This is a genomic window from Ensifer sp. LC384, from assembly GCF_001695865.1.
GTDB lineage: Bacteria > Pseudomonadota > Alphaproteobacteria > Rhizobiales > Rhizobiaceae > Ensifer.
This window is the reverse complement of the sequence record NZ_MBST01000026.1, coordinates 1-24,075: the sequence shown is the minus strand read 5'-3', so window position 1 is coordinate 24,075 and position 24,075 is coordinate 1. Positions and strand designations below refer to the sequence as shown.

Annotated in this window: 21 protein-coding genes and 1 tRNA gene; 8 read left to right on the top strand and 14 right to left on the bottom strand. The window is 60.2% G+C overall.

Annotation, left to right across the window (positions count from 1 at the left end; genetic code table 11):
- Window positions 1–79: 79 nt before the first annotated feature.
- The 4 genes from BC363_RS20180 to BC363_RS20165 form a co-directional block, all read right to left on the bottom strand.
- Window positions 80–1,012, bottom strand: coding sequence for an alpha/beta hydrolase (locus BC363_RS20180; RefSeq protein WP_065783868.1), 933 nt, complete (start codon window positions 1,010–1,012; stop codon window positions 80–82).
- Window positions 1,013–1,126: 114 nt separating this feature from the next.
- Window positions 1,127–1,666, bottom strand: coding sequence for a cupin domain-containing protein (locus BC363_RS20175; protein WP_083223524.1), 540 nt, complete (start codon window positions 1,664–1,666; stop codon window positions 1,127–1,129).
- A 165-nt stretch (window positions 1,667–1,831) separates the two neighbouring features.
- On the bottom strand, window positions 1,832–3,406 hold the full coding sequence (locus tag BC363_RS20170; protein ID WP_065783929.1) for an MFS transporter: 1,575 nt from the start codon (window positions 3,404–3,406) through the stop codon (window positions 1,832–1,834).
- Between the two features lie 4 nt (window positions 3,407–3,410).
- A complete protein-coding gene (locus BC363_RS20165; protein ID WP_083223520.1) occupies window positions 3,411–4,532 on the bottom strand; it encodes an HlyD family secretion protein in 1,122 nt (373 codons plus the stop codon).
- A gap of 92 nt (window positions 4,533–4,624) precedes the next feature.
- Here BC363_RS20165 and BC363_RS20160 point away from each other — a divergent pair, with 92 nt between their 5' ends.
- A complete protein-coding gene (locus tag BC363_RS20160; RefSeq protein ID WP_065783865.1) occupies window positions 4,625–5,542 on the top strand; it encodes a LysR substrate-binding domain-containing protein in 918 nt (305 codons plus the stop codon).
- Window positions 5,543–5,599: 57 nt separating this feature from the next.
- Here the strand turns inward: BC363_RS20160 and BC363_RS20155 are convergent, their stop codons facing one another.
- Window positions 5,600–6,673, bottom strand: a complete 1,074-nt coding sequence (locus BC363_RS20155) for an alkene reductase (protein WP_065783863.1) — start codon at window positions 6,671–6,673, stop codon at window positions 5,600–5,602.
- A 106-nt stretch (window positions 6,674–6,779) separates the two neighbouring features.
- Here BC363_RS20155 and BC363_RS20150 point away from each other — a divergent pair, with 106 nt between their 5' ends.
- Complete coding sequence (locus tag BC363_RS20150; RefSeq protein ID WP_065783861.1) at window positions 6,780–7,649, top strand: LysR family transcriptional regulator; 870 nt, start codon at window positions 6,780–6,782, stop codon at window positions 7,647–7,649.
- Between the two features lie 56 nt (window positions 7,650–7,705).
- Here the strand turns inward: BC363_RS20150 and BC363_RS20145 are convergent, their stop codons facing one another.
- The 3 genes from BC363_RS20145 to BC363_RS20135 all read right to left on the bottom strand — a co-directional run bounded on the left by BC363_RS20145 (window position 7,706) and on the right by BC363_RS20135 (window position 9,995).
- Complete coding sequence (locus BC363_RS20145) at window positions 7,706–8,437, bottom strand: SDR family oxidoreductase (RefSeq protein WP_065783860.1); 732 nt, start codon at window positions 8,435–8,437, stop codon at window positions 7,706–7,708.
- Window positions 8,438–8,605: 168 nt separating this feature from the next.
- Window positions 8,606–9,367, bottom strand: coding sequence for a pirin family protein (locus tag BC363_RS20140; RefSeq protein ID WP_083223519.1), 762 nt, complete (start codon window positions 9,365–9,367; stop codon window positions 8,606–8,608).
- Between the two features lie 34 nt (window positions 9,368–9,401).
- Window positions 9,402–9,995 (bottom strand): isochorismatase family protein, encoded by a 594-nt coding sequence (locus tag BC363_RS20135; protein ID WP_037134019.1) that lies wholly within the window; start codon window positions 9,993–9,995, stop codon window positions 9,402–9,404.
- Between the two features lie 112 nt (window positions 9,996–10,107).
- Here BC363_RS20135 and BC363_RS20130 point away from each other — a divergent pair, with 112 nt between their 5' ends.
- Together BC363_RS20130 and BC363_RS20125 are read left to right on the top strand one after the other, a co-directional pair.
- Window positions 10,108–10,995 (top strand): LysR family transcriptional regulator, encoded by an 888-nt coding sequence (locus BC363_RS20130; protein ID WP_065783856.1) that lies wholly within the window; start codon window positions 10,108–10,110, stop codon window positions 10,993–10,995.
- Window positions 10,996–11,438: 443 nt separating this feature from the next.
- Complete coding sequence (locus BC363_RS20125) at window positions 11,439–11,738, top strand: YciI family protein (protein ID WP_065783854.1); 300 nt, start codon at window positions 11,439–11,441, stop codon at window positions 11,736–11,738.
- A 615-nt stretch (window positions 11,739–12,353) separates the two neighbouring features.
- On the opposite strand, the gene BC363_RS20120 is transcribed toward BC363_RS20125, so the two are convergent.
- The 5 genes from BC363_RS20120 to BC363_RS20095 all read right to left on the bottom strand — a co-directional run bounded on the left by BC363_RS20120 (window position 12,354) and on the right by BC363_RS20095 (window position 18,291).
- On the bottom strand, window positions 12,354–13,130 hold the full coding sequence (locus BC363_RS20120; RefSeq protein ID WP_065783851.1) for an ATP-dependent Zn protease: 777 nt from the start codon (window positions 13,128–13,130) through the stop codon (window positions 12,354–12,356).
- Window positions 13,127–15,100: an ATP-binding protein gene (locus BC363_RS20115; RefSeq protein WP_065783848.1), complete on the bottom strand. Its 1,974-nt coding sequence runs from the start codon at window positions 15,098–15,100 to the stop codon at window positions 13,127–13,129. The genes BC363_RS20120 and BC363_RS20115 overlap by 4 nt, the downstream gene beginning before the upstream one ends.
- The gene (locus BC363_RS20110) at window positions 15,093–15,617 is read right to left on the bottom strand and encodes a hypothetical protein (RefSeq protein WP_065783846.1); all 525 of its coding nucleotides are present in this window, start codon (window positions 15,615–15,617) and stop codon (window positions 15,093–15,095) included. Before BC363_RS20110 ends, BC363_RS20115 begins: the two co-directional genes overlap by 8 nt.
- Before the next feature lie 112 nt (window positions 15,618–15,729).
- Window positions 15,730–16,791 carry a hypothetical protein gene (locus BC363_RS20105; RefSeq protein ID WP_065783844.1) on the bottom strand — a complete coding sequence of 354 codons (1,062 nt, stop codon included), beginning with the start codon at window positions 16,789–16,791 and terminating at the stop codon, window positions 15,730–15,732.
- Window positions 16,792–17,118: 327 nt separating this feature from the next.
- The gene (locus BC363_RS20095) at window positions 17,119–18,291 is read right to left on the bottom strand and encodes a hypothetical protein (RefSeq protein WP_065783840.1); all 1,173 of its coding nucleotides are present in this window, start codon (window positions 18,289–18,291) and stop codon (window positions 17,119–17,121) included.
- An 841-nt stretch (window positions 18,292–19,132) separates the two neighbouring features.
- Between BC363_RS20095 and BC363_RS20085 the strand changes: the two genes are divergently transcribed.
- From BC363_RS20085 to BC363_RS33640, 4 genes are all read left to right on the top strand, one after another.
- Complete coding sequence (locus BC363_RS20085) at window positions 19,133–19,468, top strand: hypothetical protein (RefSeq protein ID WP_065783837.1); 336 nt, start codon at window positions 19,133–19,135, stop codon at window positions 19,466–19,468.
- Between the two features lie 626 nt (window positions 19,469–20,094).
- A complete protein-coding gene (locus BC363_RS20080; RefSeq protein ID WP_244519914.1) occupies window positions 20,095–21,024 on the top strand; it encodes a hypothetical protein in 930 nt (309 codons plus the stop codon).
- Window positions 21,025–21,226: 202 nt separating this feature from the next.
- Complete coding sequence (locus tag BC363_RS20075) at window positions 21,227–22,063, top strand: recombinase family protein (RefSeq protein WP_065783834.1); 837 nt, start codon at window positions 21,227–21,229, stop codon at window positions 22,061–22,063.
- Between the two features lie 89 nt (window positions 22,064–22,152).
- Window positions 22,153–24,000 (top strand): recombinase family protein, encoded by a 1,848-nt coding sequence (locus tag BC363_RS33640; RefSeq protein ID WP_083223523.1) that lies wholly within the window; start codon window positions 22,153–22,155, stop codon window positions 23,998–24,000.
- On the opposite strand, the gene BC363_RS20065 is transcribed toward BC363_RS33640, so the two are convergent.
- Window positions 23,957–24,033 (bottom strand) — tRNA-Met (locus BC363_RS20065). The genes BC363_RS33640 and BC363_RS20065 overlap by 44 nt on opposite strands.
- Window positions 24,034–24,075 lie beyond the last annotated feature (42 nt).

Genomic DNA, 24,075 nt, shown 5'->3' with positions numbered 1-24,075 from the left:
ACGTCCTTCTTCGGCTCGCAAGTTAAACTTCAAACGGCTTTTTTAGAACGCAGACCAACTGACCTTGCCTTCTCAAACATCACTCGTACGACAAGAAAAATCCTCGCAACGCCTCCAACAGTGCTGCCGGTTGCTCCTCGGCTGGATAATGGCCGCAATCAGGAATGATGACGGATTCGACATTCGTCGCGACTGACCGCAATTCGTTCTCTACCATCGGACCACAGGCCAATGCGCCAGAGAACGCGAGAACGGGCACCGTGATTTTGTTCTCCTTCCGGCGGCGATATTGCGGGATCGACTGATCGATCGCCCGGTAATAGTCGAAGCTCGCCTTCAAGGCTCCCGGAACCCGACGCATCGTCTCGATGTAGAATTCTTTGCCATATGCCGGGAAGTTCGCGACCGAACCCGCCTTGGTGTCGAACTGGTATCCAAAGTAGAGGTCTTCCCTTCCTTCCACCAGGCGCTCGTTGACGCCTAGCGCTCGGTTGAAGTTGAAGTGCCACAGGAAGTCGCTGACCCAGCGGTCGTCGCTGAGCAACGGTGGGGACTGCGAAAGACCTGGAACGATGGCCTCGCCGAGAGCGGTGCGCTCGATGCGATCAGGGCGGTCGGCCGCCATCACATATCCGATCCAGAGACCGATATCGTGGCCGACCATCGAGAACTTCTCGTGGCCGAGGGCATCCATCAGAGCGAACATGTCTGCGGAGAGAGTATCCGCGTCATACCCGTCGGACGGTTTCTCCGACAACCCTACCCCGCGTGGATCGACGGCGATCACCGTGAAGTCACGGCTGAGGGGGAGCATCAGATACCGCCAGGCGAACCAATTCTCCGGCCAGCCGCCAAGAAGAAGGAGCGCCGGCCCCTTTCCCCCGATCACGGCATGCAATCCTAATCCATTCGCATCAACCCGATAGCTGTGAAAGACATCGCGAAATCCCTCGGGTAGCTTCGGTACGCCTGTCACCGAGCCAAATCCATAAATGGGTGTCTTTACCGTCATATCAGTTCTCTTTCCGCTTTTGTCGCAAGCGAAACCCCACGACCGTGCGGTCGTGCCAAGGATCCGATGCTGTTGTGGAGGATGCGGAGGCCCGATCGCGCGCCTCCCTGTTTGTTAAAGGAACTCGGTCCGGTACTTCGATGCGAGCGATGTCATCAGGCTTTTCTTCTCGACCTGCCTTGCGGCATCCGGCTTCGGCGCCGGGGAATTGCGGTCTGGGATCCGATCCGCGATCGAAAGGAAGAACTCTTCTTGTCCGGCCGGAGTACACATGCATAGCATGTGGGCCACCTTGCCAGAGCGATTGGCAAACTGATGCGGTGCGTTGGCCGGAACATTCACGGACGCGGGAGCGCGGATGGTCTGCATCTGACCACGGAACGTGAATTCCAGTTCCCCCTCAAGCAGGGTGAACATCTCCTCGAATTCGTGTCGGTGCTGCGGCGGTCCACCACCATCCGGAACCAGCATGTCGATCAGGCAGTAGCGCCCCTCGGTCTGGTCGCCGGAGATGAGGATCGTGTAGACGTTTCCCGCCTGGGAGATGTGCGCTAGTGCCGGATCGTCCGGCAAGGCGACGGTGAGATTACGGTTCAGGTCATCCGCTGGAAGTGGCTGATCAGGAGAGATCATCTTTATCGAGTGGTCGGTCATGGATTTCATCCCGTTGTTTCACTCATGAATCTATGCTGGACCTGACAAACCGCAAGATTCGAAAAATGTGGCCTTTGCGTTACGAAAATGAAACAACACGCCTATTCATGCCCTTCTTGCGCAATCCCTCGGCAGCCTAGAAGAACCCTCCCCCGGCGGTCGGCTTTATCCTGCCAACGGCCCTTTCGGCGCCTTCGTGACGAATGCAAGGATGATGAGTGCCCCGACTGCGCAGAAGAAGGTCAGCCAGAATGCGTCGATGTAGGAGAGGACATTTGCCTGCTTCTGCACCTGCTGCGCCAGCACCGCCGTCGCCCTGCTCTGCGCGACAGCAGAGCCTGCGCCAGCCATCTTGTTGGCGAGCGCAGATATAGCCGCGACCGAAGCCTCCGAACCGCGTACCAGATTGATGCCTGTCAGATACGAATGGAGCTGTTCGCCCTTCCGGAGATAGGTCGTCATCAGCGCCTGGGCCGTCTGGGTGCCGAGAAGCCGGATGACCTGGATATAGGCGGCGACGGCGATTGCTTTCTTGGGATCTCCGTTGGCCACCGTCAGGATGATGATCGGCAGGAAGGTCAGGATGTGGCCCGCCCCCTGGAGAACAGTCATCGTCCGAAAGCTGTCGCCATTCCAGTCTGGTGACAAGCCTGTGCCGATCAGGGCTGCGCCTGCGAAGCAGCAGAGGCCAATGAACAGAAGGTATCGACCGTCGGTCCTGTGCATTGCCCAGACCGCAATCGGGGTCATCAGCATCAGGGGAATGCAGACCCACGCCACCAGCGTGGCCCCAATCTGTTCGGGACGAAGACCCGCCACCGCCGTCAGATAATTCGGCACGAGCGCCGAATTCGACATGCTGCTCATCAGGTAAAGCAGCGCTATCGACAGCAGCAGCACGACATTGCGCGCACCGATCGCCCCGATGCTTGCCCATGGATGTTCGACAAGCATTTCATTGACGAAGAAGGCAGCGATCAGCAGCAGTCCGCCCGCGCCGGCGGAAACGATCAGGCCATTTTCGAACCAATCGAGACGATTTCCCTGGTCGACTGCGACGAACAGCAACGCCATCCCGACCCCGAGGAAAAGCATGCCGCCCCAGTCTGCGCGACGGAGGAGATCCATGTTCACATTCTCGCGCGGCGCGCCCTTGAATGCGAGGTAGGCGAGCAGCGGCGCGAGCACGACGTCCTGCCAGTAGAGATACTGCCAACCGAAGTGCTGGACATAGAAGTCGAGCAGAGCCGTGCCGGAGTTGACCGTGAACGCGCCACGGAAGGCATAGATGGCGATCGCGGATATCCACCATTTGATGGGAAGGTTCCGGAAGATGATCATCAGGGTTGCCGGAACGAAGATTCCCAGGAGGGCTCCGTGAACGATATGAAGCCCTGCGAGGACAGTGAAGTCACGGGTGAACGGGATCAGACAAGAGATGACTGCGTAGATCAGGGCGGGCAAGACCATGACGCGTCGGATTCCGAACACGGCCGCCAACCATGCGACGGCCGGGGCGAACACGATCTGAGGAGCGGTCGCGAGGGTGCTCAACCACGCCCCCTCGTCAAAGCCGAGGCCAAACGCGCCGCGGAGGTCAACCAGTCCGATCCCGAACAGACGGCTGTGGAATCCGACCATGAAGGGCCCGAGCAGCACTGCGCAGACAGCCAGGATCGGGTGATGGGTTTCCCGTTCCGTGCTTTGGGACGGAAGCGCAAGGTTGAGACTGTCGACCATCAACCTAGCGTCCTTCCGACGCAACCGAGACCGACACTTCCGCGGACATTCCCGAGCGCAGGCGCTCCAGAGACGGCGAGGCTTCGAAGTCGATTCTGACAGGAACGCGCTGGACGACCTTTGTGAAGTTGCCCGTGGCGTTGTCAGCCGGCAGCAAGGCGAACTGCGAACCCGATGCAGGTGAAAGACGGCTGACATGTCCTTTGAACGTCACCCCCGGAACAGCATCGACCGAAACATCGACAGCTTGGCCTTCCTTCATCCTGGCAAGCTGTGTCTCCTTGAAATTCGCTATCATGTAGACATCCGGGAGCGGGACGATGGAGATCGTGTTGGTTCCAACTGTTACATAGTCGCCCACATGCACCTGGCGCTCGCTGACCACGCCGTCAAAGGGAGCGACGATCCTCGTGTACGAGACAGACAGATCAGCCGCCTTGAGGGCAGCACGCGCAGCCGCGACGTTTGCCGCAAGCTGCTCCGTCTGTCCGTCGATGTATTCGAGCTGTGCCTTCGCCGAAGCAACCGAGGCCTCCACAGCCAGCGCGGTTGCCGCAGTCGACTTCACCTGCGCAAGCGCCTGCTCGTTCCTCTGCTGGGTTCCCACGCCCTTTTCAGCCAGGGTCGTCTGACGGTCCGCTTCCGATTTCGCCAGTTCGGCGTTCGAATTCGCCACGGCGGCCTGCGCCTCGGCCTGACGAATGGCCGCCCGCTGAAGGATCTTCTGGTTGTCGAGATTGTGTAGCTGCGCGATGGCGGCATCCAGGGCCGCCTTGGCCTGAGCCTGCCTGGCAAGATAATCCGACCCGTCGATCTCGACGAGGACATCGCCGGCCTTCACCTTGTCGAAATCACCGATGTTGACGGCGCTTATGTTTCCCGAAACGCGGGCTCCCAGGCGGCTGAATTCGGAGCGGATGTAGGCGTTGTCCGTTGTCTGGACATCGGCTCCGGCCATCCACCTGTCCCATCGCTGGGAACTCACCCCCACCAGGACGCAAACCGCCGCCACCACCGCCAGAGGAACGAGGAGCTTTGTGTAGTCGCGGACTGGTTTCGATGCCGCCGCCTCCTGGGGCTGGACGGCTACAAGTTCTGGGGTTTTGGCGGGTGGCTGCTGGAGCATGGTTCTATCCTTTTCTAAAGACAGAAAGCACGTTTCTATATATCATTTCCAATAGCTTCTTTATTGCCAGTAATCATCTGGAGTGATTGAATATGGATCTGTCAATTCAGAGACAGCCCGGTATCGAGCTGCGGCACTTCCGCTACTTCATCGCCGTCGCTGAAGAACTCCATTTCGGACGGGCCGCCGCGAGACTGAACATCGTCCAGCCTGCGCTGACCGCACAGATCAAGTCCCTGGAAGGCATGTTCGGCGTCGAGTTGCTCGAGCGGACCAAACGTCGCGTGGAACTGACCGAGGCCGGCCGCGAATTTCTCCGGGAAAGCTATGCCGCCCTGGCACAGGTCGGGACGGCGATCGAAACGGTAAGGGACTTCGCGCGTGGAGCAACTGGGACTCTCCGTCTCGGCTACGGAGCCAATGCAGCGATCGCAGGCCTGATTTCGGAGTCGATCAGGCGGTTCCGGTCTCAATGGCCCCGAGTGAACGTCACGCTGAAGGAGATGCCCAGCAGCGAGGTATCCGAAGCCCTTCTTCGAAACGAGATCGACGTCGGATATGCCGCCACCGCAGGGTTGGTTGCCAGCGGCGTTACATCGAAGTCGGTCGGGTCATGGCCGTGGTATCTGGCCGTCGCCGACACGCATCCTCTGGCAAAGGCGGGGAAGGCGAGGATCGCCGATGTTGCGGGTGAGAGCCTGGCTGTCTACGCGGAGCCGGATGGCAGATCGAACATCGGCGGCGTGCTGGCATCCCTGCCTGGGATGTCTCCTCAGCACGTCTACAGAACCAGCCACATCATGAGCCTGATGACCTACGTGTCGTCCGGGCTTGGCGTGTCGTTCGTGCCATCGCCTCTCAAATCGCTCAATTTCAAGGGTGTCGCCTATCTCGACGTCAGTGATCCAATGCCACTCATGGAAATGAAGCTCCTCTGGCGGTCAGACAACGCCAGCGCACCCACGCTGAACTACATTCGCAGTCTCGACACGCAAGCTGCCGAAAAATGACGCAGGCATGATTGATGAAGACCCGGCCGATCTAGCTCAGCCGGGTCTTCATTCGTGTCAGGCGACTTCTATCGTCTGGAGTGTTGGGTAGTCCGTGTAGCCTTTGTCTCCGCCCCCGTAGAACGTGGCCTTGTCCGGCTCGTTCAACGGCGCACCCTGCCGGAATCTTTCCGGCAGGTCCGGTGTCGCGAGGAACGCAGCACCGAAGACTGTGGCATCGGCTCGTCCGCCGACGAGTGCGCTTTCTGCGGAAGCCTGATCCAGGCCGCCACCCATCAGATAGGCCCCGTTGAAACGTGGCTTCAGGAGAGCGTGGTAGTCGATCGGCGCACCGAACAGTGCGACATGAAGGTAGGCGAGATCAAAGGCGTTCAGCTTCTCGACCAGTTCCCAGTATGTCGCCTGCGGATTCTCATAGACGATTCCGTTGAAGTTCATCTCCGGCGAAATCTTGATGCCCACGCGGTCACCACCGACTTCCTCGACCATGGCACCTAGTACCTCGAGGATGAAGCGGGCACGGTTGGCCGTTGAGCCACCGTACTCGTCCTCGCGCTTGTTGCTGCCCGATGCCAGAAACTGTTCCGGCAGATAGCCTGATGCTCCATGAAGCTCGACGCCGTCGAATCCTGCTTCAATGGCGCGACGGCTCGCTTGCCGGTAGTCCTCGACGACCTGCTTGATTTCCGCGACGGTCAGTTCATGCGGGGTAACGAAATCCTGCTGGCCCGATGTCGTCCAGGTCTGCCCCGGAGGCTGAATCGCAGACGGAGCGACGGGAAGCGTGCCGCCGGGCTGAAGTGACGGATGCGATACGCGGCCACAATGCATGACCTGCATGAAGATACGGGAGCCGCGGGAATGCACCGCATCGGTGACACGCTTCCAAGCCTCGACCTGCGCATCGGTTCGGATGCCGGGCGTGTGAACATAGCCCTTGCCCTGCGCGGAAGGATAAACGCCTTCACTGATGATCAGTCCGGCGCCCGCCCTCTGGTCGTAATATGTCGTGACGCTGTCATAAGGCACGCCGTCGTCGTCGTTCGCACGCGAACGTGTCATCGGGGCCATGACGAGGCGGTTGGAGAGTTCGTAGCGTCCGACGCGGACCGGGGTGAAGAGCTTGCTCATGTGGGACAGTTCCTTGATGCGTGTACTGCCTCTACAAATGACTGCTTCACACAACGATATAAAGTGCCTAATGTGGAAATGATTGATCCATATTTGAGGCAATGATTTGGAACTTCTGAACGATATGGCGCTGTTCGTCGAAGTGGTGAAAGCGAAGAGCTTCCGCGGGGCAGCCGAGATCATAAAGGTCCCCAACTCGACGCTCTCACGCCGCATTAGCGCGCTGGAAAAGGCGATCGGCCTGCGTCTGCTCCACAGGACAACGCGCCGCATCGAGCTGACTGAGGCAGGCCAGATCTACTTCGAGCGCTGCAAGCGAATTGTCGATGAGGCGCGCCTTGCACACGAGCAACTGGGCGACATGCTGGATCAGCCAAGTGGCACCCTCAGGGTGTCCCTGCCGGTCGATTTCGCCAACACCTACCTCGCGCCTCTCATCGCCGAATTTGCTGAGCTCTATCCGGGGATCGACTTCGATTTCGATCTGACGCCCAGAAGAGTGGATCTGGTGGCGGAGCCTTTCGATGTTGCTATCCGGATCGGAGAACCGGAACCGTCGCACATGATCGCCCGGCCGCTGGCCAAGCTCTCGCCGCACCTCTTCGCATCGCCGCGATACCTCGGGCGGCGCGGCGAACCGCAGCATCCGTCCGAGCTGGTCGACCACCAATGCCTTTACATGCTGAAGGCGAAGGTGTGGAGCCTGACCGATGGATCCGAAGTCGTGGACACCGCCATCGATGGTCGCTTCCGACTCAACAGCGTTGGCATGATACGCAGGCTCGCCACCCTCGACATGGGTATCGCAATGCTCCCGGACGAGATCGTTGCCGAGGAGTTGGCGGACAACAGGCTGAAGCGGGTGCTCCCCGGCTGGTGCGGCGCTCCCAACCCGGTCTATGCAATCACAGAGACAAGGCTCCTGCCGGCTAAGACGCAAAGATTCATCGAGTTCCTGAAGGCGCGACTGAAATAGGATTCGCCCCGTTCGTCACATGCAACGAACGGGGCGAATGGACAGCGGTGTAATGTTCAGTTGCGGACGTTGCCGCCGTCAGCCGCGATCGTCTGACCAGTGACGAAGGACGAATCCTTGGAGCACAGGAATGAGATCACACCGACGATGTCAGATGGCTCGATGACCCGCGGGATCGCTTGGACCTTGGGGAGGTAGTCGAAGATCTCCTCGTTCTCGCCGCGCATGCTCTTGGTGTTGGTCAATCCGGGTGCAATGACATTCACGGTGATGCCGGAGGCGCCGACTTCGCCGGCGAGAGCACGCGTGAAGCCGATAACCCCGCCCTTGCTGGCGACGTAGGAGGTCATCTGAGTGGTGTTCAGCCAGAATGTCGTGCTGGCGACGTTGACGATGCGGCCGTAGCCTCGCTCGATCATCCCGGGAACGAAGGCCTTGCACATCAGGAACGGGCCGTCGAGGTTCACGCTGATGACCTTGCGCCAGAGATCGTAGTCGGTTTCGGCGAATGGCTTCCAAGGATAGATGCCGGCGTTGTTCACAAGCGCGGTGACGGGTGGCAGCGCCTTCTCGACTTCGGCTGCGAATTCGGCGGTCGATGCCGGTGACGTGACATCGACTTTCGCCGAGAAGAACTTGCGTCCGGCCGCCTCGACGATGGCCCTGGTCTCGGATGCATCGCCCACGTCGGCGACCGCAATGTCGAACCCGTCGGCGGCAAGGCGTTGGGCGTAGGCCTGTCCGATGCCGGTGGCGGCTCCGGTGATGACGGCTGTTCCTTTGGACATGATGGTACTCCAGTTCCTTTATTGCGTGGCAGGACATCACCGCATACGACGGCATCGGCATGGGCAGTCGAGTGCCATTTTATCGAAAGAGCGTTTGGTGCGGGTGCGGTATAAAATCCCAACCTTGGGAATGACTGCTCCAATGATGGAGCAGTCATTGGAGCAGTCTCAGCCGCTCATAGTGCCGTCGCGCGAGTAGGCGGCGTTGCGATCCACCAAGAAGACCACGACATCGGATGCCACGTTTGCGGCGACCTCGAACTGCGGCTCACTATCGCCGACCATGAGCGCGGTGTATTTTTCGATGTCCTGCTCGCCTGCGGAGATATTCCCTTCGAAGACGTAGAACCAGCGGTCGAATCCGTCCTTGGCAGGAAGGCTGACAGTCTCCCCTGCCGCCAGATGCCTATCGTAGAGATAGACCTGCTGGCGGACGAAGGTCGGTGCATCCGACCCCACGGGGCCTGTCAGCAGTCGCCATTGCCCGTTGCGCTCCGCTTCCGTGAGTTCGACGAACTGGACCTCGGGCTTCATATCGGCCGTTTCCGGACGAACGAAGATCTGCAGCATTTCGATCCGGTCGCGACCGACCACCTCCTCCTCATGCGAGAAGCCATAGCCTGCATTCATCACCATCAGGCGGTCGGACGATAGGACCTCGCTGTGCCCGGCCGAGTCGGTGTGCTTCATCTGGCCTGCACGCATGTAGCTGATGATCTCGTCGTTGCGATGCTCGTGCATCCTCACCACCAGCCCCGGCTGGAGCTTGGCATGGTCGATGGTACCGAGACCGCCGAAGCCCGGGTCGTTCCGCCCCAAGGTGATGCCGGGACGGATGCGGCGAAGTTGGAATGGCCCATGCGCCCGCTGCTGATGGGTCTCGGGTGGAACCATCCCTGTCCCGATGGCGGGAGTTGCGTGAATGTTCATGTCTTTCTCCTTCATGCTGCGGGCGCGGCGGGGATCAGGCGCCGATCGGCGGAAGGACTTCCGTGAACAGCAACTGGATCAGCTTCTGGCCGTTTTCCGTGCCCCAGTTCTGGGCAAGCTCGGCGATCATGGTGTTGGTGGCGGTCAGGATCACGCCGGCGTCCTGCATCCGGCGGCGGGACATGTCTTCCGAGAGCTCGTAGGGCGAGCCCGAAGCATCCATCACGGCCTGTACATTGTAACCTTCGCCGACCGCATCGATCGCCGGGAACACGAGGCACACGTCGGTGGTGACACCTGCCATGATCAGGTTCTTGCGGCCCGTGGCTTCGACGGCTGCCTTGAAGTTGGCGTCTGTCCAGGCGTTGACGATGCCCTCGCGCTTCACGCGATTTGCGAAAGCTTCGGGAAGGATTTCTTCCAGTTCCGGGAGAAGCGGGCCCTGCAGGCGCTCTTCCTGGCTGGAGGTCAGAACGGTGGGGATACCGAGGATCTTTGCTGCCTTGGCGAGAGCCAGCGACATGCGCTTGGCCTGCTCGACGTCGATGTTCTTGATGAGCTGCATCGTGCCGACCTGGTGGTCGATCAGGAGGAGTGCGGAATTTTCAGGGGTGAACAGCTTCGACATGACATGATCTCCTTTGGTTTTGAAAGCGTGATTGCTTGACGAAGAAGATATTCTTGAAACATTTCACGCGGGAGACTTGAAAAATGCCAAGCTCGCGTTCCATTTATGAAACATGAAAACATTCGGAGATTTCGACGGCCTAGCGCTGTTCATTCACATTGCCCAGGCTGGCGGCCTCGCAGCAGCCGAGCGCGCCACAGGCATCTCAAAAGCCACGTTGTCTCGACGGCTTTCAGCGCTCGAGGACACGCTGAATGTCCGCCTCGTGAGGCGAACGAAGAAGGGTATCGTGCTCACTGAGCGCGGCCAGCAACTCTACGACAGAAGTCGCGATGCCTTTCTGCTCGCCGAGGAAGCGATCTCCGGCGTTCAGGACGAGAAGGTCGCGTTTTCCGGAACGATCCGCCTCTCCCTGCCTCCTGACATGGCGACGGAGGTGCTTGGGCCCGCACTGATCAAGTTCAAGACGAGCTATCCCGACGTTGTCATCGACATGACCCTTGCCGACCGCCGGGTATCACTGATCGAGGAAGGCTACGATCTTGTCGTGAGGATGGGCTCGCTTGCGGATTCCGGACTGATCTCAAAGAAGATCGCCAGCCTGCCTCGAACACTTGTCGCAAGCCCCGGCTTTCTTGCCGCGCACCCGGAGATCGTCGAGCCGCAGGATCTTAGGGAAATCCCAGCGCTTGCGATCCGCCGCGATCTGGTCGAATGGGATTTGCGGAACCGCGATGGTCTCAAAACCAATGTTACACCCAGGATTGGATTTGCCGCGAACCGGCAGACGATCCTCATCGAGGCCGCAGTGGCAGGACTCGGTGTGGCAAACCTGCCAAACTTCATGATCGAGGCAGAGTTGGCATACGGAACGCTTATCCGCGTATTGCCGGAGTGGGATTCGTCTCCAGTAGAGATGACCGCCCTTTGGCAGAAGGACCGGATTACCGCGCGACTTGTTAAAGCGATCGTCGCTGCGTTCGAAAACGCACTTGCCTGAACAGATATCTTTAGCCCTCTGGCAGCTTTACTTGAAGACGGTCATCGCCTTGAAGGGGCTCGAACCGCTACCCCCACTACTTCCCAGTATTTATCGGATGTAAACGCCGTTCGTGAATCACTCGGGCAGCCTTCGGAGTTGAAAATCTCGAAGCTGGAATCAAATGAGCGCAATTTAATTTAATTTGATGTGCGCACGCATTGAGATGAGGTTGGGAGAACGCGTTTAGCATTCCGCCGACCGGGCAGCACCCAGGCACTTCCCCGCCGCTCTTCCTACCCGCGGCCGTCACCGTTGAGAATGCGCGTGACCGCCGTGCCGTCGAGCGCCTGAGCATCGAACAGCTTTTTGATCAGGGCGTGGAAGATTCGGTAGGAGGGTAAACGACGATCCAGTGAGTTGAAATCCTTCTGGTAGTGGCTGCGAGGTCGAAAGAGATACACATGCCTTACGTTATTATGTTCCACGACGATCCCGGCGTTCTCGAACGAAAAAGGGAACTGCGCGCGGTACACCTTGAGTACGTGAAGAGCAACGCACCTCGTATCATCGCGAGCGGAGGTCTCTTTCCAGATGATGATGATTTTCCGAGCGGGGGCCTTATTATCCTCGATTCCGAAGTGCGGCAGGATGCGGTGGACTACATCGAAAATGACCCCTTCTTCCTGAACGGGATCTTCACGAAATATACAATCGATCGGTGGCGCAAGTTCATTTTCGATCACCAGCCCGTCTCCGCCTGAGCCGGAGGGCAAAGTTGCCCATGCCGCTTCGAAGAGCCGGCGTGGTTCAGGGACGTCCAGGTTCCACACACCTCGCATACGGCAGCCCTGTGCCCGGCATTGCCCCAGGATCGACGTCCCAGCGTCGATCCTCTCGGCGCCACTATCGCTGAAGCGTGGCAATCGAGGCTGTAGTGATAATCCACGATCCGCAGGCTTAGCCTGCCGATGTTCTCGCCCGCATCGCCGACACGCTGTACACTGGCTTGAAAAGTTCCTTCCGTAGAATGGAAGCCTCTCAACCGGCGGCGTCGGGTAGAGCTGAGTGACTCGCAACGTTCATTGCATTCCCCAATATCTGCGGCAACTACTCACTTCTCGCGCCGGACCTTCGTCCTGAAACACATTCTTCCTACGATCAATTGCCCCGTACAGGCGGCTCTTGCGGACGGACACCGCGGCCTCGCAAATTTGCTGCTTTTGCCGCGCCGCCGAAAAAGCGGTTGTCCTTGCCAGGCACCGGACGTACCGCGGGGCCTCGACGAGTACGCGACGTCGCCATCAATCACGATGGACGACGACCGCGACACTCATCCTGCTCTCCGGCTCTCCTCATCAGCCGTATGACTATCGGTTTCAGGGCGTCAGATCACCGTCTGTCAGGATTTGCAGCACCGCCGTCTCATCCATTGCCTGGGCATCGAACAGCGCCTTGGCGAGGGCATGGAAGGTCGGCCCGCGCCTCCTGAGAATTGTCGCCGCCCGGTCGAGTGCCGCTTCCAGTCTTCCATGAACACGAGCCGCCAGTTCGGGTTCACGACCGAACACCTCGCCCGGATCGCGATGGGGACGGTAGAGCAGCGGATGCTCGCTCCCGAAGCCAAGGGTCCGTTCCATATCGAAAACGATCCGCGTGGCCCGCGCCAGATCGCTGTCGTCGGCGCCACCTGAGCCAGCCGAGATGCGCTTGAGCATCAGTTTCTCGGCGGCCCGTCCGGCCATAAGCATGGTCAGCATGTTTTCGTACCAGTCGCGTGTGTCGGTCGCCCAGAGATGGAACCCGACGAGATTGTAACCACCCTGACCGGTGTCGATATTGAGACCACGAACAGGTCCGAGATCGAGGGCATGATGGACGACGGCATGCCCTGCCTCATGGAATGCCCAGCGCCAACGCAGACTATAGGGCGTCGGCGGACGATTGCCGCGGATACCGTCTTCGATATCCTCGAAGCGGATCGAGCGCTTGCCACGACGCGCCTTCAGTCGCGCCTCCCGGACGATGCGCTCGATATCCGCGCCTGTCAGTCCCATCGCCCGCGTTGCCAGACGCCTCAAAATATCATCGACAGAGTTCGCCTGTTGCGCGGCTGCCGGCGTTGTCGTGGTGCTGATTTTGCTCGTCGCGGTCATCGGCTAGCTCCCTTCCGTTCGTCCTCTGCCTCTTCTTTCAGATGGTCGACGATGATCTTCTTCAGCGAGAACCCATCATCGACTTCCGACCGGACATCCGCCTCTGGCTCCTGCATCAGCGACATCACATCGTCGCCGAGATGATGGGCAAGGATTTCCGCGAGCGTCGGCACATCGGGTTTGGGGATTTCGATATGGGTCTCCAGCCGTCCGGACCGCTTGATGGCCTCATCGATATCGCCTGGGCGGTTGGTCGCGCCGACGATGATCAGCCCTTCGCTTTTGACGGCGCCGTCCAGCAATTCGAGCGCCTTGTTGACGACGGCATTCCAGTAGTCGGCATATTCCCTTTCGGCGGGCTGCCGCTTGCCGATGCCGTCGATCTCGTCGATGAACAGGATCGCCGGCGCCATGGCCCGTGCCTCGACAAACGTCTTGTTCATCCGGTCGATCACGTCGTTGAGATGGCCGCCCTGCAGCCAAGTCGAGACGGAGGTGACGACCAGCGGGATCTGCAGGCTGTTGCACAGCGCCCGGGCGAACGTCGTCTTGCCGGTACCGGGCGGACCGGACAGCAGCAGCTTGGTACTCATCTCCGACCAGGCCAGAATGCTGGCACGGTAATCGTCGAGATCGATTTTGAGATCGAGCGCCCAGTCTTTCGCCTTGCCATATCCGGAAAGCGTTTCGACGGTCACGGGCGGCTTGTGGCCGATCTCACCTGCCGTCGGCAAAAGTTCCGGCTGGATGACTTCGGCGCCGGACGGCTTGTCCTTCTTCCAGCGGCCGTTGTTTTCGGTGTCGGACGGCTTCGACTTCTCGTCCGATCCTTGGAGTTTTTCGGTCGAGGTACTGGACGATCCCGATCCGGACGCGTTGTCGCCACCCTCACCGCCATCCGCCTTCTCGAAATCGCTGCGATTGCGTTCGATGAGCATGGCAAGGACATGCAGCACGTCTCGGACATGGCGCCCCGGACGGAAGGCAAGAACGAGATCCTCGACCGACAACCACCGCGCCTCGGAATCCGACGGCAGGCCCAGCGTCTCGATTACCGTGTTCGGATAGAGCACCTCGACCAGATCAGCGACGAACCTCCGATCGAGTTTTCCCGTTTCCAGCGACAGATCGGCGGAGATGCGCAGCAGGGATGGAATGTCCGATTGCTTCTCCGCGACGGCGAGGATCGGAAAGTCGCGGGACAGCGCACTGATCATCCGCCGGCGCAGGGCATTGCCGGTGACGCGATGCACGCCGGCGCCCGAGAATGTCATAAGACGCCTGCGTGTCTCTCCTTCCACGACGTCGAAGTAATCGTCGTTGAACATGAGGTCCGACTCGACGATTGCGAACGGGCCGCCAGGCACCAGCCGGGATTTTTCAAGGAGCCGAAGCACTTCTCGCTCGAAGCCATCGAGCGGCGCATGGAGGGTGACAACCGGTGTCAAGCGGGTCAGCGCATAAACGATCTCCCGAAGTGAACGCCTTCCACTCTCGGCCGCGCGTGCCAGAACCAGGGTTGCAACGATGTGACTGACCAGTGGCATAGCCGTTGCCCGATCCACAAGACCGACGGCATAGGCACGCCGATCGATAATATTGCCCAGCACTGCGTCTTGCGCGATTGCGCCGCGACGCGCCTGAGGGAGGGCCACGAGTTGCGAGGCGAACGGCGGATGAATGATCCCGGCGGTCATGACACCATCGCCACCAGAGCCGGACGTCGGATTGCTGTTCTCCTTCGGTGGGATAAGCCAATCACCAAAATTCCGCCGGAACCAGGTACCATCACGGATCGGATCGCCGCTCAGCCTTGTCGTGTCGAAAGCCGGACTGTAGCGGCAAAGCAGATGACCATCGACATCGACCATCCTGGCCTCGAGCAGACCATTGCGCAGTGCGACCCGGCGCGCCTCGCGACGGGCAAGATGCCGAAGGCGATGAACAAACAGACGAGCGAGCTTATCCATCAATCCGGCCTCCGGTCTCCGCGGCAATAATTGCCGTTCTGGCGTTCGGCGCCGGATCGCGCGGTCGCGTCCGACCACGCCGCCGCCCATCAATGGGACCCGGTTTCGGGATTGTCGCCAACACACGTTCGCGCGGCGAGCGGCGTGGCCGATGGGCATCAGCGAGAACAGTGACCGTCATCGGCAGGGTCAGTCGCACGGTTCCTGACTGACCAAAATCCCGGTTGCGGTTCCGCAACCAATCGAGCAGCAGGCGGCATGCCGCGTTGCCGCCATCGGCAAGAGCACGCAACCGAAGCATCAGAGTTTCCGGCACAAGGCCGTCAAGCAGAGGACCTTGCCGGACGAAGGCGAATGCCAGGCCGATGAGAACGGCCGGATCGTCGCGACGGCTCACGTCGGAGGGTTCAGCACTGGACATCAGCCTGCTGTGAACGCAGGACGACGCAAGGATATCGGTCGTGATCGGCTCGCAACGGAAGCCGGCCACAGACGGGCTGTGGGCATCGATGGACATGACTGTCTCCTCGCCAGTGCACCTAGGCATCCGGCGTTTTCGGAATGGAAGAAGGGGAAGCGGGCCACGCACTCGGCGCGGCCGCTGTCAGTGCCGGCGAGCTAGCGGCTCGTCAGTGCCGGCGGGGGCGACGGGCAAAGCCAACCCGGATACGGACCGGTTCCGGTTCATCGTCATGATCGTCGAAGCAGCCGAGGTCATAATGACCATCGTCGTCTTCTCGCGGGGCCATCGCCAGCTCTTCCTCATAGCTACGCGCCGAACCGTTCAGCGCGATCAGCGGCTTGCCTGGCATGGGCAATGTAGCGGCCGCATCCGACGCGACCATCACCACGCCGAGGGCCCTGCGGGCTTCGGCCTCGAGAAGCTGCTGCACACGGCGGCCGAAGCGCAGACGCAACTCGGCCATGCAGGCGGCGACACCATCGATTTCCAAGAGGTCGTCGATCTCGGACAGAGCCCAGATGCCGGTGGCATGATCGCTCGGGCGGCTGGCGCCATCGACAATCGCCACCTCAACGGTGTCGACCATCATGCGCTTGTGGTTCTTGTACAGCCAGTCCGGCAGCACCATCGCCGACGCCATCATCTTCAGCTTCAACTCCTCGAGCCGGCTGGTGTCGCCATAGGAGGCGAGCGACCGCTTCAGGTCGAGGATGTAGCCTGTGTGCCGGGCGCGGTTCACAAGGATCAGGTCCGGCGTATAGCTGCCCTTGGCCGGCGCCTCGCAATCGAGTTTGATGCCGTCGAGGCAGGACCAGTCGTTGCCGGAAACGGCTTCGAGCGCCGCCTTGACCAGCGGCAGTTTCAGGGACTGCGTCAAGACGACAACGTTGGGATTGGCTTTCGCCAGCCGCTCGACCGCCTGCTCCAAGAGCTTGCCTTCGCGGAACGAGACGGCACGAACCAGCGAGGCGATATTGACGTAGTGCCCGAGGATCTCGTCCTCGATCGGTTCCCCGTCGGCAATGGCCGCGATAGCGCGATCGGTCAGCAGATCGAGATCGGCCTCGACTTCAGCGAAGCGAACGATATGCGGATGGCGGCGTAGGGCAGCCGGTTCGCTGATACTGCAGGCCCCGAAGCCGAACGAGCGCTGCGAGAACATGGAGGCCGCGGCGGCGGTCGAACGGAAAACTTCCCCGGCGGGGACAGAGAGAGTATGCGTGGTCATAGCCCGATTCCTTTTCCAGAAGGCTGAGGGTCAGGCCCTTGGTAGCGTTGGCGCGCTGCCTTGGGCCGTTTTGTGTCCGGTCTTCCGAACGGCCTTACCCTGGCAGGACCGGGAGCCGGGCTCAAGGACCCCGGAACAAAAAAGAGAACAGGACCGGAACAAGGTTAATGCCGGGCTCACGAGGCCCAAGGCCGATGAATGCTTCTAGCGGCGATGTGGACTGGCAGCGTGTTCCACTTGCCGTTCGAGCACAAAAGAAAGGGCCGCAGCGCGGCCCTTTCGAGTTCGGCGGGAAGGCCGGTCTACCGGCCTTCGAGCAAGCTGCCCTTACGGCGTGACGGCAGGCGCATGTTCAATCTCGGCGACGAAGTCGTCCGCAAGCGGCGGCACCTTGGCAAACGGCTTGCGGTTTCGCGGCACCTCACGGCTGGCCGTCATGAAGCCACCGGTCGCCTCTTCCAGCGCCGCGCCGAACCGCTCGATCCGCTCGTCTGAGTCATCGACTTCACTCGGGACCTCACTCGACACGTCCGAGGCGGCATCCTGCCGGTCGACGACGCTGTCCGCCTCAACAGGGGCCGCCTGTTCGGCAGCCAAGGCTCTTTGCTCGACAAGCGGCCATTTCGGCTTGCGGTCCGTCGAGATCGCCCAGTCGAGGACCGGTACGACCTCATTGCGAAGCCAACCTGGAAGGTCCTTGGACTTCGGCCACACATCGAAGAGCCCAAGCTTCTGCAGCGTTTCATTCACGACCGCCCATTCGCTTTTCTTCGGAAACTGCGTCGAGCGCGGATGACGGCGCAGATCGCTATCGGGCTCCACGAACTGCGCCAGACTTTCCAACTCAAGGCGAGCGACCCGGGCGAGATCTTCAACCTCCCGCGCCAATGCCTCCTTGATCACACGCGGCTTGGCCAGCGCAGCCTCGATCGCCTGGCAGATCGCGGCGACATGGGTGACGAACGCCTTCAATCCCTCGCGGCTCTTGATCGCGATCAGCGCTTTCAGCCCCCCAACACCGCCAAGCTGGAACTGATCGTCCTTTTCCGGCTTGTCGCCGCCCTCCTCGCCGCCAGCCAGAATGGCTTTCACATCGGCGACCTGCAGACGCCCGTTCTCCTCGGCGAAGGCGATGGCCGCCTTGACCTGATCGGTCGTTGCCGAACTCAGATGGAACAGCACCGTCGCCCCGACCGAGAGATCGACCAGATCGTCGCGGTAGGGCGTGAGATTGCGGAACACCGCCGTGTAATTGCGGGCGCTGCGCGGTGCGAGGCCGCAGCGCATCTTCACCCACTTGTCGAACCGGCCGTCGGCCAGCAGGTCCGCGGCCTGGGCCAGATGATCGCCGAGTTCGAAGGTCTGCTCGGTCGTGCGGCGGCCGAGGTCGAAGATATGGGCGGCGCTGGTTTCGAGCTGCTCGCGCAGCGACTGCCCGATGCCATTGTCTTCATAGGAGAAGGCGGTGGTCGCGGTCGTCTTGGTGGTCTTGGTGCGCATGAAAGTCTCCGTGCTACGCATTACTATTTCATCCGATGAATCACTCATCGAATGACACTATGATCGCACCAATATCGCCGCCTTGCAAATTCAAGTAAAAACGAAACATAATATAGCTTCGCGTTAAATCTTTATTTTTGATCGCATATCCGCGAAGAAACTTTCTAATTATCCAAAATTTAACCGATATAAACTTGTTTTTGTAATTATTTTTGGGAACTTATGCCTCAATAATGGGCAATATTACATTCATATCAAATCAAAGAGCGAAGCCGGATCACGCGGCCACCCGCCCGGACGGCCTGGCCGAAGACGTGCCAGGGACAAAAAATGGAGCGCCAAGTACACCTGGCCATCTCCACGTCGCCCATGCACAACGTCCGTTCCCTATCATCTGCGAAGCCGGTCACGCCGCGGTACGCCGGTACGGAGGGTAGACAGACACCCGGCTCCGTGGATGGACCGTGGTCGGCAGCCGAGACGGCGAACATGGCCCGCAGCGGGCGATAGTCGCAGCCGCAGACGGCTGGCAATTCCAGTCAGGCTGCGCACACGTCATCGCAACGTGTCCGCACGTTAAAACAAATTGCGGTCATTTGATTCCGGCTTCGAGATTTCCGATTCCGAACGCTGGTCTTTTGATTCGCGAACGCCGTTTGCCCCTCGCCAAGTCACCTCGACCTGCTTCAACGTGCCCGCAATGCATCTCAAATTGCGCTCATTCGATTCCGAACTCCAAAAAAACGATTCATAAACCGGGATCGTCGATTCCGCGCAAACGGCGTTGCCGGAGGGACGGTGGTCTGACATGCGTAGCCGGAGACCCAACGGGGAAGAGCGTATGCCAGCGAAGTCCGAGGCGATCCGCAACCGCAAACAGCGCGAGCGACAGCAAAAGCTCCGCGATGCCGATAGGAAGGCGAAGCGGCCTGGACGTGATGATGTTGCCCGGGTCGCCCTCTATTGGCTGGTCACCCGGGCGATCGAGAAAGACCAGCACGAGGAGCTCGAGAAGTTCAAGGAAAGGGTCGTTGCGATGCTGGCCGAGCAGGGCTTTGACAATCGTCAATGCGAGTCCGTTCTCGAAGACCTCATCTACAAATACCGAACTGGCGGCTCACCCTTCCGGCGCAAGCCCCACCTGCTCTATCCTGATGGTGCCGACGAAGGCGACTGAGCAGCTTCGCTCTACCTGCCCTACGGTTCCGGCCTGTTCAACCTTGCGCTGCCGTTGGAACGCCTAACGGCGTTTGCACGCTCTACGTCTCCTCCCCCCATTACTCGGTTAAACGCCGTTTGATTCTGAATCGAATGTTTCGGCGTTTTCGCGGGGTGCCAGGAGCCGACCAGCGGGTCACGATTGACGGACAGGCCACTGCCAAACCATAGTGTTGCACATTGGCCACGGGCCTTTGCAAATACATACTTAACAACGACTGAACCGCGGTCCGGGCGTCCGATGGCGTCTTCCGAGCGCGCAGTGGCTCCCGCTGTACCATTTCGAGATTCATGGCGATTTTCGGCAAATTGGCATGGATAACCATGCAGATACAGACACTTGAGAAGTCCCAGGCTTTGTGCGCTATTAGCGCCGACAAGTGTTCAACAGGCCAGCCCGCAACGGAAAGGAGGCGCCCATGGTTCACGTATTCCATGTCGACGGCGCCACGATCCAGCCGTTCCGGGACAGTGAGTGCAAGACAGATCCCGGTTTCGCGATCTGCACCGGCCGCATGCGCGAGGAGTTTCTTCGCGCGGTTCGCCTTCGAAGACGAAGGCGAACCGCGAGAGAAAGGACTCATCATGTCGCGTACAGCTCAGCACAAAAACGACACCTCCAAACTCGTCCAGTCTGAAGGGGATCTCCAGGATATTCTGGCTGCCCTCTGCGGCAACTTGAACGTTGCCGGCTGCATTCCGTCGAATACCACGCCGGGTTCGAACGGGCCCGTAAAATGCGAGGCGATTGCGGCTGCCCCCTCTGCCGGAACAGTTAAAACTCGCTACCTGCACGATGTCGACAACGACACCAAATCCCGCCTGTATTCCGGACCGGGTGTTATCGCGTCGATCACCGGCGTCAGTTTGTCTAAAGCGAAAGACGCAATCCGCCAGGTGCGCTACGGCTCGCGGTGGCTCGACTTCCCACGCACCCCTACGATCAAAAGAACCTATGACGGAGATATCGAGGGGGCACTGCGCCTTCTTGGATATGTCGGATACTGGCGCCATCTTCCTGACCGGCCGACGCTCGCTGCCTATCTCAATGCCAGAACCGGAATGGAGCGCGATCATCCCTGCGTCGTGTATCTCAGCACGCATGGCGTTGCCGTGAGCGGCGGAGTTTTCTGCGATGTCTTCAGCCGCGGGGTTGTGATCGACATCGACGAGGCAAAGGGGCGCCGCAAGTCGGTCAGCCACGTGCTGGTTTTGACAAAGCGCATCGCCCCTTCGACGATCGCTTCTAGGGAGCCGGCATCGAAGGCGAAGAAGGCAGGAGCGAACGGCAAACGCGACCAGCTTTTTCGTGAGGCGATCAAGGCTGAGACGGGAGCAACCCGCATCAGGGTCACGCCGAACGAGGTGTTCGTGATCCTGCCCGATCAGGGCGGTTGGTACTGGCTCGGCGCCCGCGACAGTCTTGAGGAGCAGATCCTCGAGCCCCGGCGCGGTGGCCGCCTTCGTGGCAACACCGCCGAGGCCGCGGCGTACCGCGCCTCTATGGGCTACTAGCCACGCCGACGCCGACGAGCGTGATTGCGGCAATTATTGCCATCCCCAATCACCTCGCGCCACGGACGGTTTCCACGGCTGGTCGTAAATTTCCATCACCAGTTACGCCAGGCCATGACGGCCCGGCAGCGCTGCGGGGGCTCCCAGGTCTCCCGCCGCCGGCTACCATGTCTCCCAAGGAAAATTTTAACTGAGGACCACAATGACGAAGAACGTTCTGTTCTATGCACGCAGTTCGACCACACTCCATCTTGGAGCCTGCTTCGAGACACAACTCCATTATGCGAAGCCCTTCATCAAGGAAAAAGGCTGGACGCTGGAAGCTATCTGCCGCGATATAGACATCGGCGAAGTCGTCTTCACGGCGCAGCCGGGTGCCCGCAAACTCCTTGGCTACATTGAAGGGGGCACGATCGATGTCATCCTCTGCCATACGCTGGACCGCTTGTGCTCAAGGCATGCCGTTGCTGAACGGCTGTTGCATGAGCTTGGCGCTAAGGACATCGAGGTCTGGGCGGCCGATCCTGGCGTTCAGATCAAGGCCAATGACCTGATCGAATACTATTACGATGATCAGGGCGGCCTGTTCGGACGCGGCAATTATATCGCGCCAATGCCGGACGAACTCTACGAGGCCGAACACCTCGCGCCGCTTTCCTATGGCTATCGCTATACAGGCGCCTTCAACGCCGATCAGCAATACATCTTCGGCTTCACGGCCGTGGATGCGGACGCCGCCCAAGTCGTACAGCAGATTTTCCAGTTGTATGCCGAGGGCATGTCGCCGGCAAGGATTGCAGCACTCCTCAACACAGCGGGTGTCACCGGTCCTCGCGGCAAGCCATGGCGCGACACCACGATCCGCGGTGACCGCACGCAAAGAAACGGCATCCTCAACGACGAGATCTATCTCGGCCGATCCTGGGTACCCGGCCATCACGATTTCGACTTCGTGCCGGCACTTCAGATCGTCGCCCAGGACCTTTGGCACCGCGTGAAGCAGCGCCAGCATCTGGCAGCACGGGACGTTGCAGAATAGCTGCGGCCCCGCGAGCAGATCCGCATCAAACTGGCCGGCAAAGCCGGCCAGTGTTCACCAAAGAGATTGTTTGAGATGGAATTCCGCAGATGACCAAGACCGTTCTGTTTTATGCCCGCTACTCCACCGACCGCCAGGACGAGGTATCGATCGAAACGCAGGTCGAACTCGGCAAGTCCTTTGTCGAGAAGCAGGGCTGGAAGCTGGTCGAGACCTATGCCGACTCTGCGATCAGCGGAACGTCCTTCATGCTGCGCCCAGGCATCCAGCAACTTCTCGCCCGCGTGAAGGAGGAGCGCATCGACGTGGTGCTCTGCGTGACTGTCGATCGCCTGTCGCGCGACATCGAGCACAGCCATAAGATCCTCAAGGAACTGCGCTATCGCGATGTCGATCTCTGGACGGTCCATGCCGGCACCCCGGTTACGGACATGGAGATGTCGTTTCGCGCCATGCTCAGTCACGAACTTGTCGGGCAGGTCCGCTTCCGCACGCGGGAAGGCATGAAGACGGCGGCGCGCAAGGGCAAGGCGACCACCCGCCTCTCCTACGGCTACCGCCTCGGCCAGCAGCGCGACGCCAACGGCGACCGTATCCGGGGCCTGCGCGAGATCGACCCCGCTCAGGCCGAGATCGTACGCTGGATCTTCGAGCAATATGCCAACGGCGTCAGTCCGGCGGCGATCGCGCAGAGCCTCAATGCGCGCCGCGTTCCGGCGCCCCAAGAGGAGTACTGGCGCGATGACACCATCCGTGGCGACGGCAAGCGCCAGAGCGGCATCCTCCACAACGAACTCTATGTCGGCCGGATCGTCTGGAACAAGCAGAACTACCGCAAGAATCCGGAGACCGAACGCCGCACGGCCCGTCTCAACGACAAAAGCGATTGGGTCGTAACGGAAGTCCCCCACATGCGCATCGTCAGCGATGAACTCTGGGCGCGCGTGAAGGAACGGCAACTGACGACACTGGAGAACTTTTCGCGGACGAAGACCAATCGGCTGAACAGGACACACCGCCCGAGCTACCTGCTGAGCGGCATGCTGGAATGCGCCGAGTGCGGCGGTTCCTACGCCATCATGGCCAAGGAACGCTACGGCTGCTCGAACCACAAGAACAAGCTGCCAATCGATGGCCTCGACGGCGCCTGCTGCTCCAACCAGAAGACCATCCTGCGCAAGAACCTGGAGGACCGCGTTCTGTCCTGCCTCCCCGCCGCGTTCTTCGGCATGGGCGTCTTCGATGATGTCGCCGGTCAGGCGCGCCAGAACCTCGCAGCCTCGATGAAGAAGGAACCCGACGAGCGCCAGCGCATTTCCGGGGAGTTGAAGGCTGCCGAACAGGAACAGCGCCAGATCATCCAGCAGATCAGCGATCGCGCGGCCGAGGGCCGCCCTCGCCTTGCCGCCCTCGACGATATGCTCGACACGCTTGAGGAGCGTCGCGCCGGCCTCGAGGCCCGGCTGAACCAGGCGCCTGCGGAGGAAGATTTCGGGGAGAAGATCAGGAAGCTGAAGGCGCAGGTCAGTCCGGAAGCCGTCGAGTTGGTCCTCAACTCCGCCTTCTATTACATGCGCGAACACGCCGACACCGAAACGAAACAGCCCTTCATCAACATTGTGCGCCAGTTCGTGCAGAAGGTGGTGATCGGCAAGACGCCGGGCCATCAGCCGGCTTCGCTTGAAGTTCACGGCCGCATCGCCTCGATCCTCGCGGCCATGGAAGCGGCAACGATCCTGGAGAAGCAGTTCGAGGCCTTAAAGCGCCACGACTATCTGGAGAAGCTGCGCACCGGCGAGCTCGAGACGGAGCAGAAACAAAAAAAGCTCCTCGACGCATACGCGGAGGAGCTTTCTGTGAAGCGACTTGAATGGGCAAATATTCAAGTCTCAGTGGTTGCGGGGGCAGGATTTGAACCTGCGGCCTTCAGGTTATGAGCCTGACGAGCTACCGGGCTGCTCCACCCCGCGCCATCCGGGTTTTGCGAAGCAAAATCCCGTTTAATCCGGTCC

What these genes read in the sequence shown, in the direction of transcription:
- BC363_RS20180 (WP_065783868.1), bottom strand. Translation starts at nt 1,012, where the DNA reads ATGACGGTAAAGACACCCATTTATGGATTTGGCTCGGTGACAGGCGTA.
- BC363_RS20175 (WP_083223524.1), bottom strand. Translation starts at nt 1,666, where the DNA reads ATGACCGACCACTCGATAAAGATGATCTCTCCTGATCAGCCACTTCCA.
- BC363_RS20170 (WP_065783929.1), bottom strand. Translation starts at nt 3,406, where the DNA reads ATGGTCGACAGTCTCAACCTTGCGCTTCCGTCCCAAAGCACGGAACGG.
- BC363_RS20165 (WP_083223520.1), bottom strand. Translation starts at nt 4,532, where the DNA reads ATGCTCCAGCAGCCACCCGCCAAAACCCCAGAACTTGTAGCCGTCCAG.
- BC363_RS20160 (WP_065783865.1), top strand. Translation starts at nt 4,625, where the DNA reads ATGGATCTGTCAATTCAGAGACAGCCCGGTATCGAGCTGCGGCACTTC.
- BC363_RS20155 (WP_065783863.1), bottom strand. Translation starts at nt 6,673, where the DNA reads ATGAGCAAGCTCTTCACCCCGGTCCGCGTCGGACGCTACGAACTCTCC.
- BC363_RS20145 (WP_065783860.1), bottom strand. Translation starts at nt 8,437, where the DNA reads ATGTCCAAAGGAACAGCCGTCATCACCGGAGCCGCCACCGGCATCGGA.
- BC363_RS20140 (WP_083223519.1), bottom strand. Translation starts at nt 9,367, where the DNA reads ATGAACATTCACGCAACTCCCGCCATCGGGACAGGGATGGTTCCACCC.
- BC363_RS20135 (WP_037134019.1), bottom strand. Translation starts at nt 9,995, where the DNA reads ATGTCGAAGCTGTTCACCCCTGAAAATTCCGCACTCCTCCTGATCGAC.
- BC363_RS20130 (WP_065783856.1), top strand. Translation starts at nt 10,108, where the DNA reads ATGAAAACATTCGGAGATTTCGACGGCCTAGCGCTGTTCATTCACATT.
- BC363_RS20125 (WP_065783854.1), top strand. Translation starts at nt 11,439, where the DNA reads ATGCCTTACGTTATTATGTTCCACGACGATCCCGGCGTTCTCGAACGA.
- BC363_RS20120 (WP_065783851.1), bottom strand. Translation starts at nt 13,130, where the DNA reads ATGACCGCGACGAGCAAAATCAGCACCACGACAACGCCGGCAGCCGCG.
- BC363_RS20115 (WP_065783848.1), bottom strand. Translation starts at nt 15,100, where the DNA reads ATGGATAAGCTCGCTCGTCTGTTTGTTCATCGCCTTCGGCATCTTGCC.
- BC363_RS20110 (WP_065783846.1), bottom strand. Translation starts at nt 15,617, where the DNA reads ATGTCCATCGATGCCCACAGCCCGTCTGTGGCCGGCTTCCGTTGCGAG.
- BC363_RS20105 (WP_065783844.1), bottom strand. Translation starts at nt 16,791, where the DNA reads ATGACCACGCATACTCTCTCTGTCCCCGCCGGGGAAGTTTTCCGTTCG.
- BC363_RS20095 (WP_065783840.1), bottom strand. Translation starts at nt 18,291, where the DNA reads ATGCGCACCAAGACCACCAAGACGACCGCGACCACCGCCTTCTCCTAT.
- BC363_RS20085 (WP_065783837.1), top strand. Translation starts at nt 19,133, where the DNA reads ATGCCAGCGAAGTCCGAGGCGATCCGCAACCGCAAACAGCGCGAGCGA.
- BC363_RS20080 (WP_244519914.1), top strand. Translation starts at nt 20,095, where the DNA reads ATGTCGCGTACAGCTCAGCACAAAAACGACACCTCCAAACTCGTCCAG.
- BC363_RS20075 (WP_065783834.1), top strand. Translation starts at nt 21,227, where the DNA reads ATGACGAAGAACGTTCTGTTCTATGCACGCAGTTCGACCACACTCCAT.
- BC363_RS33640 (WP_083223523.1), top strand. Translation starts at nt 22,153, where the DNA reads ATGACCAAGACCGTTCTGTTTTATGCCCGCTACTCCACCGACCGCCAG.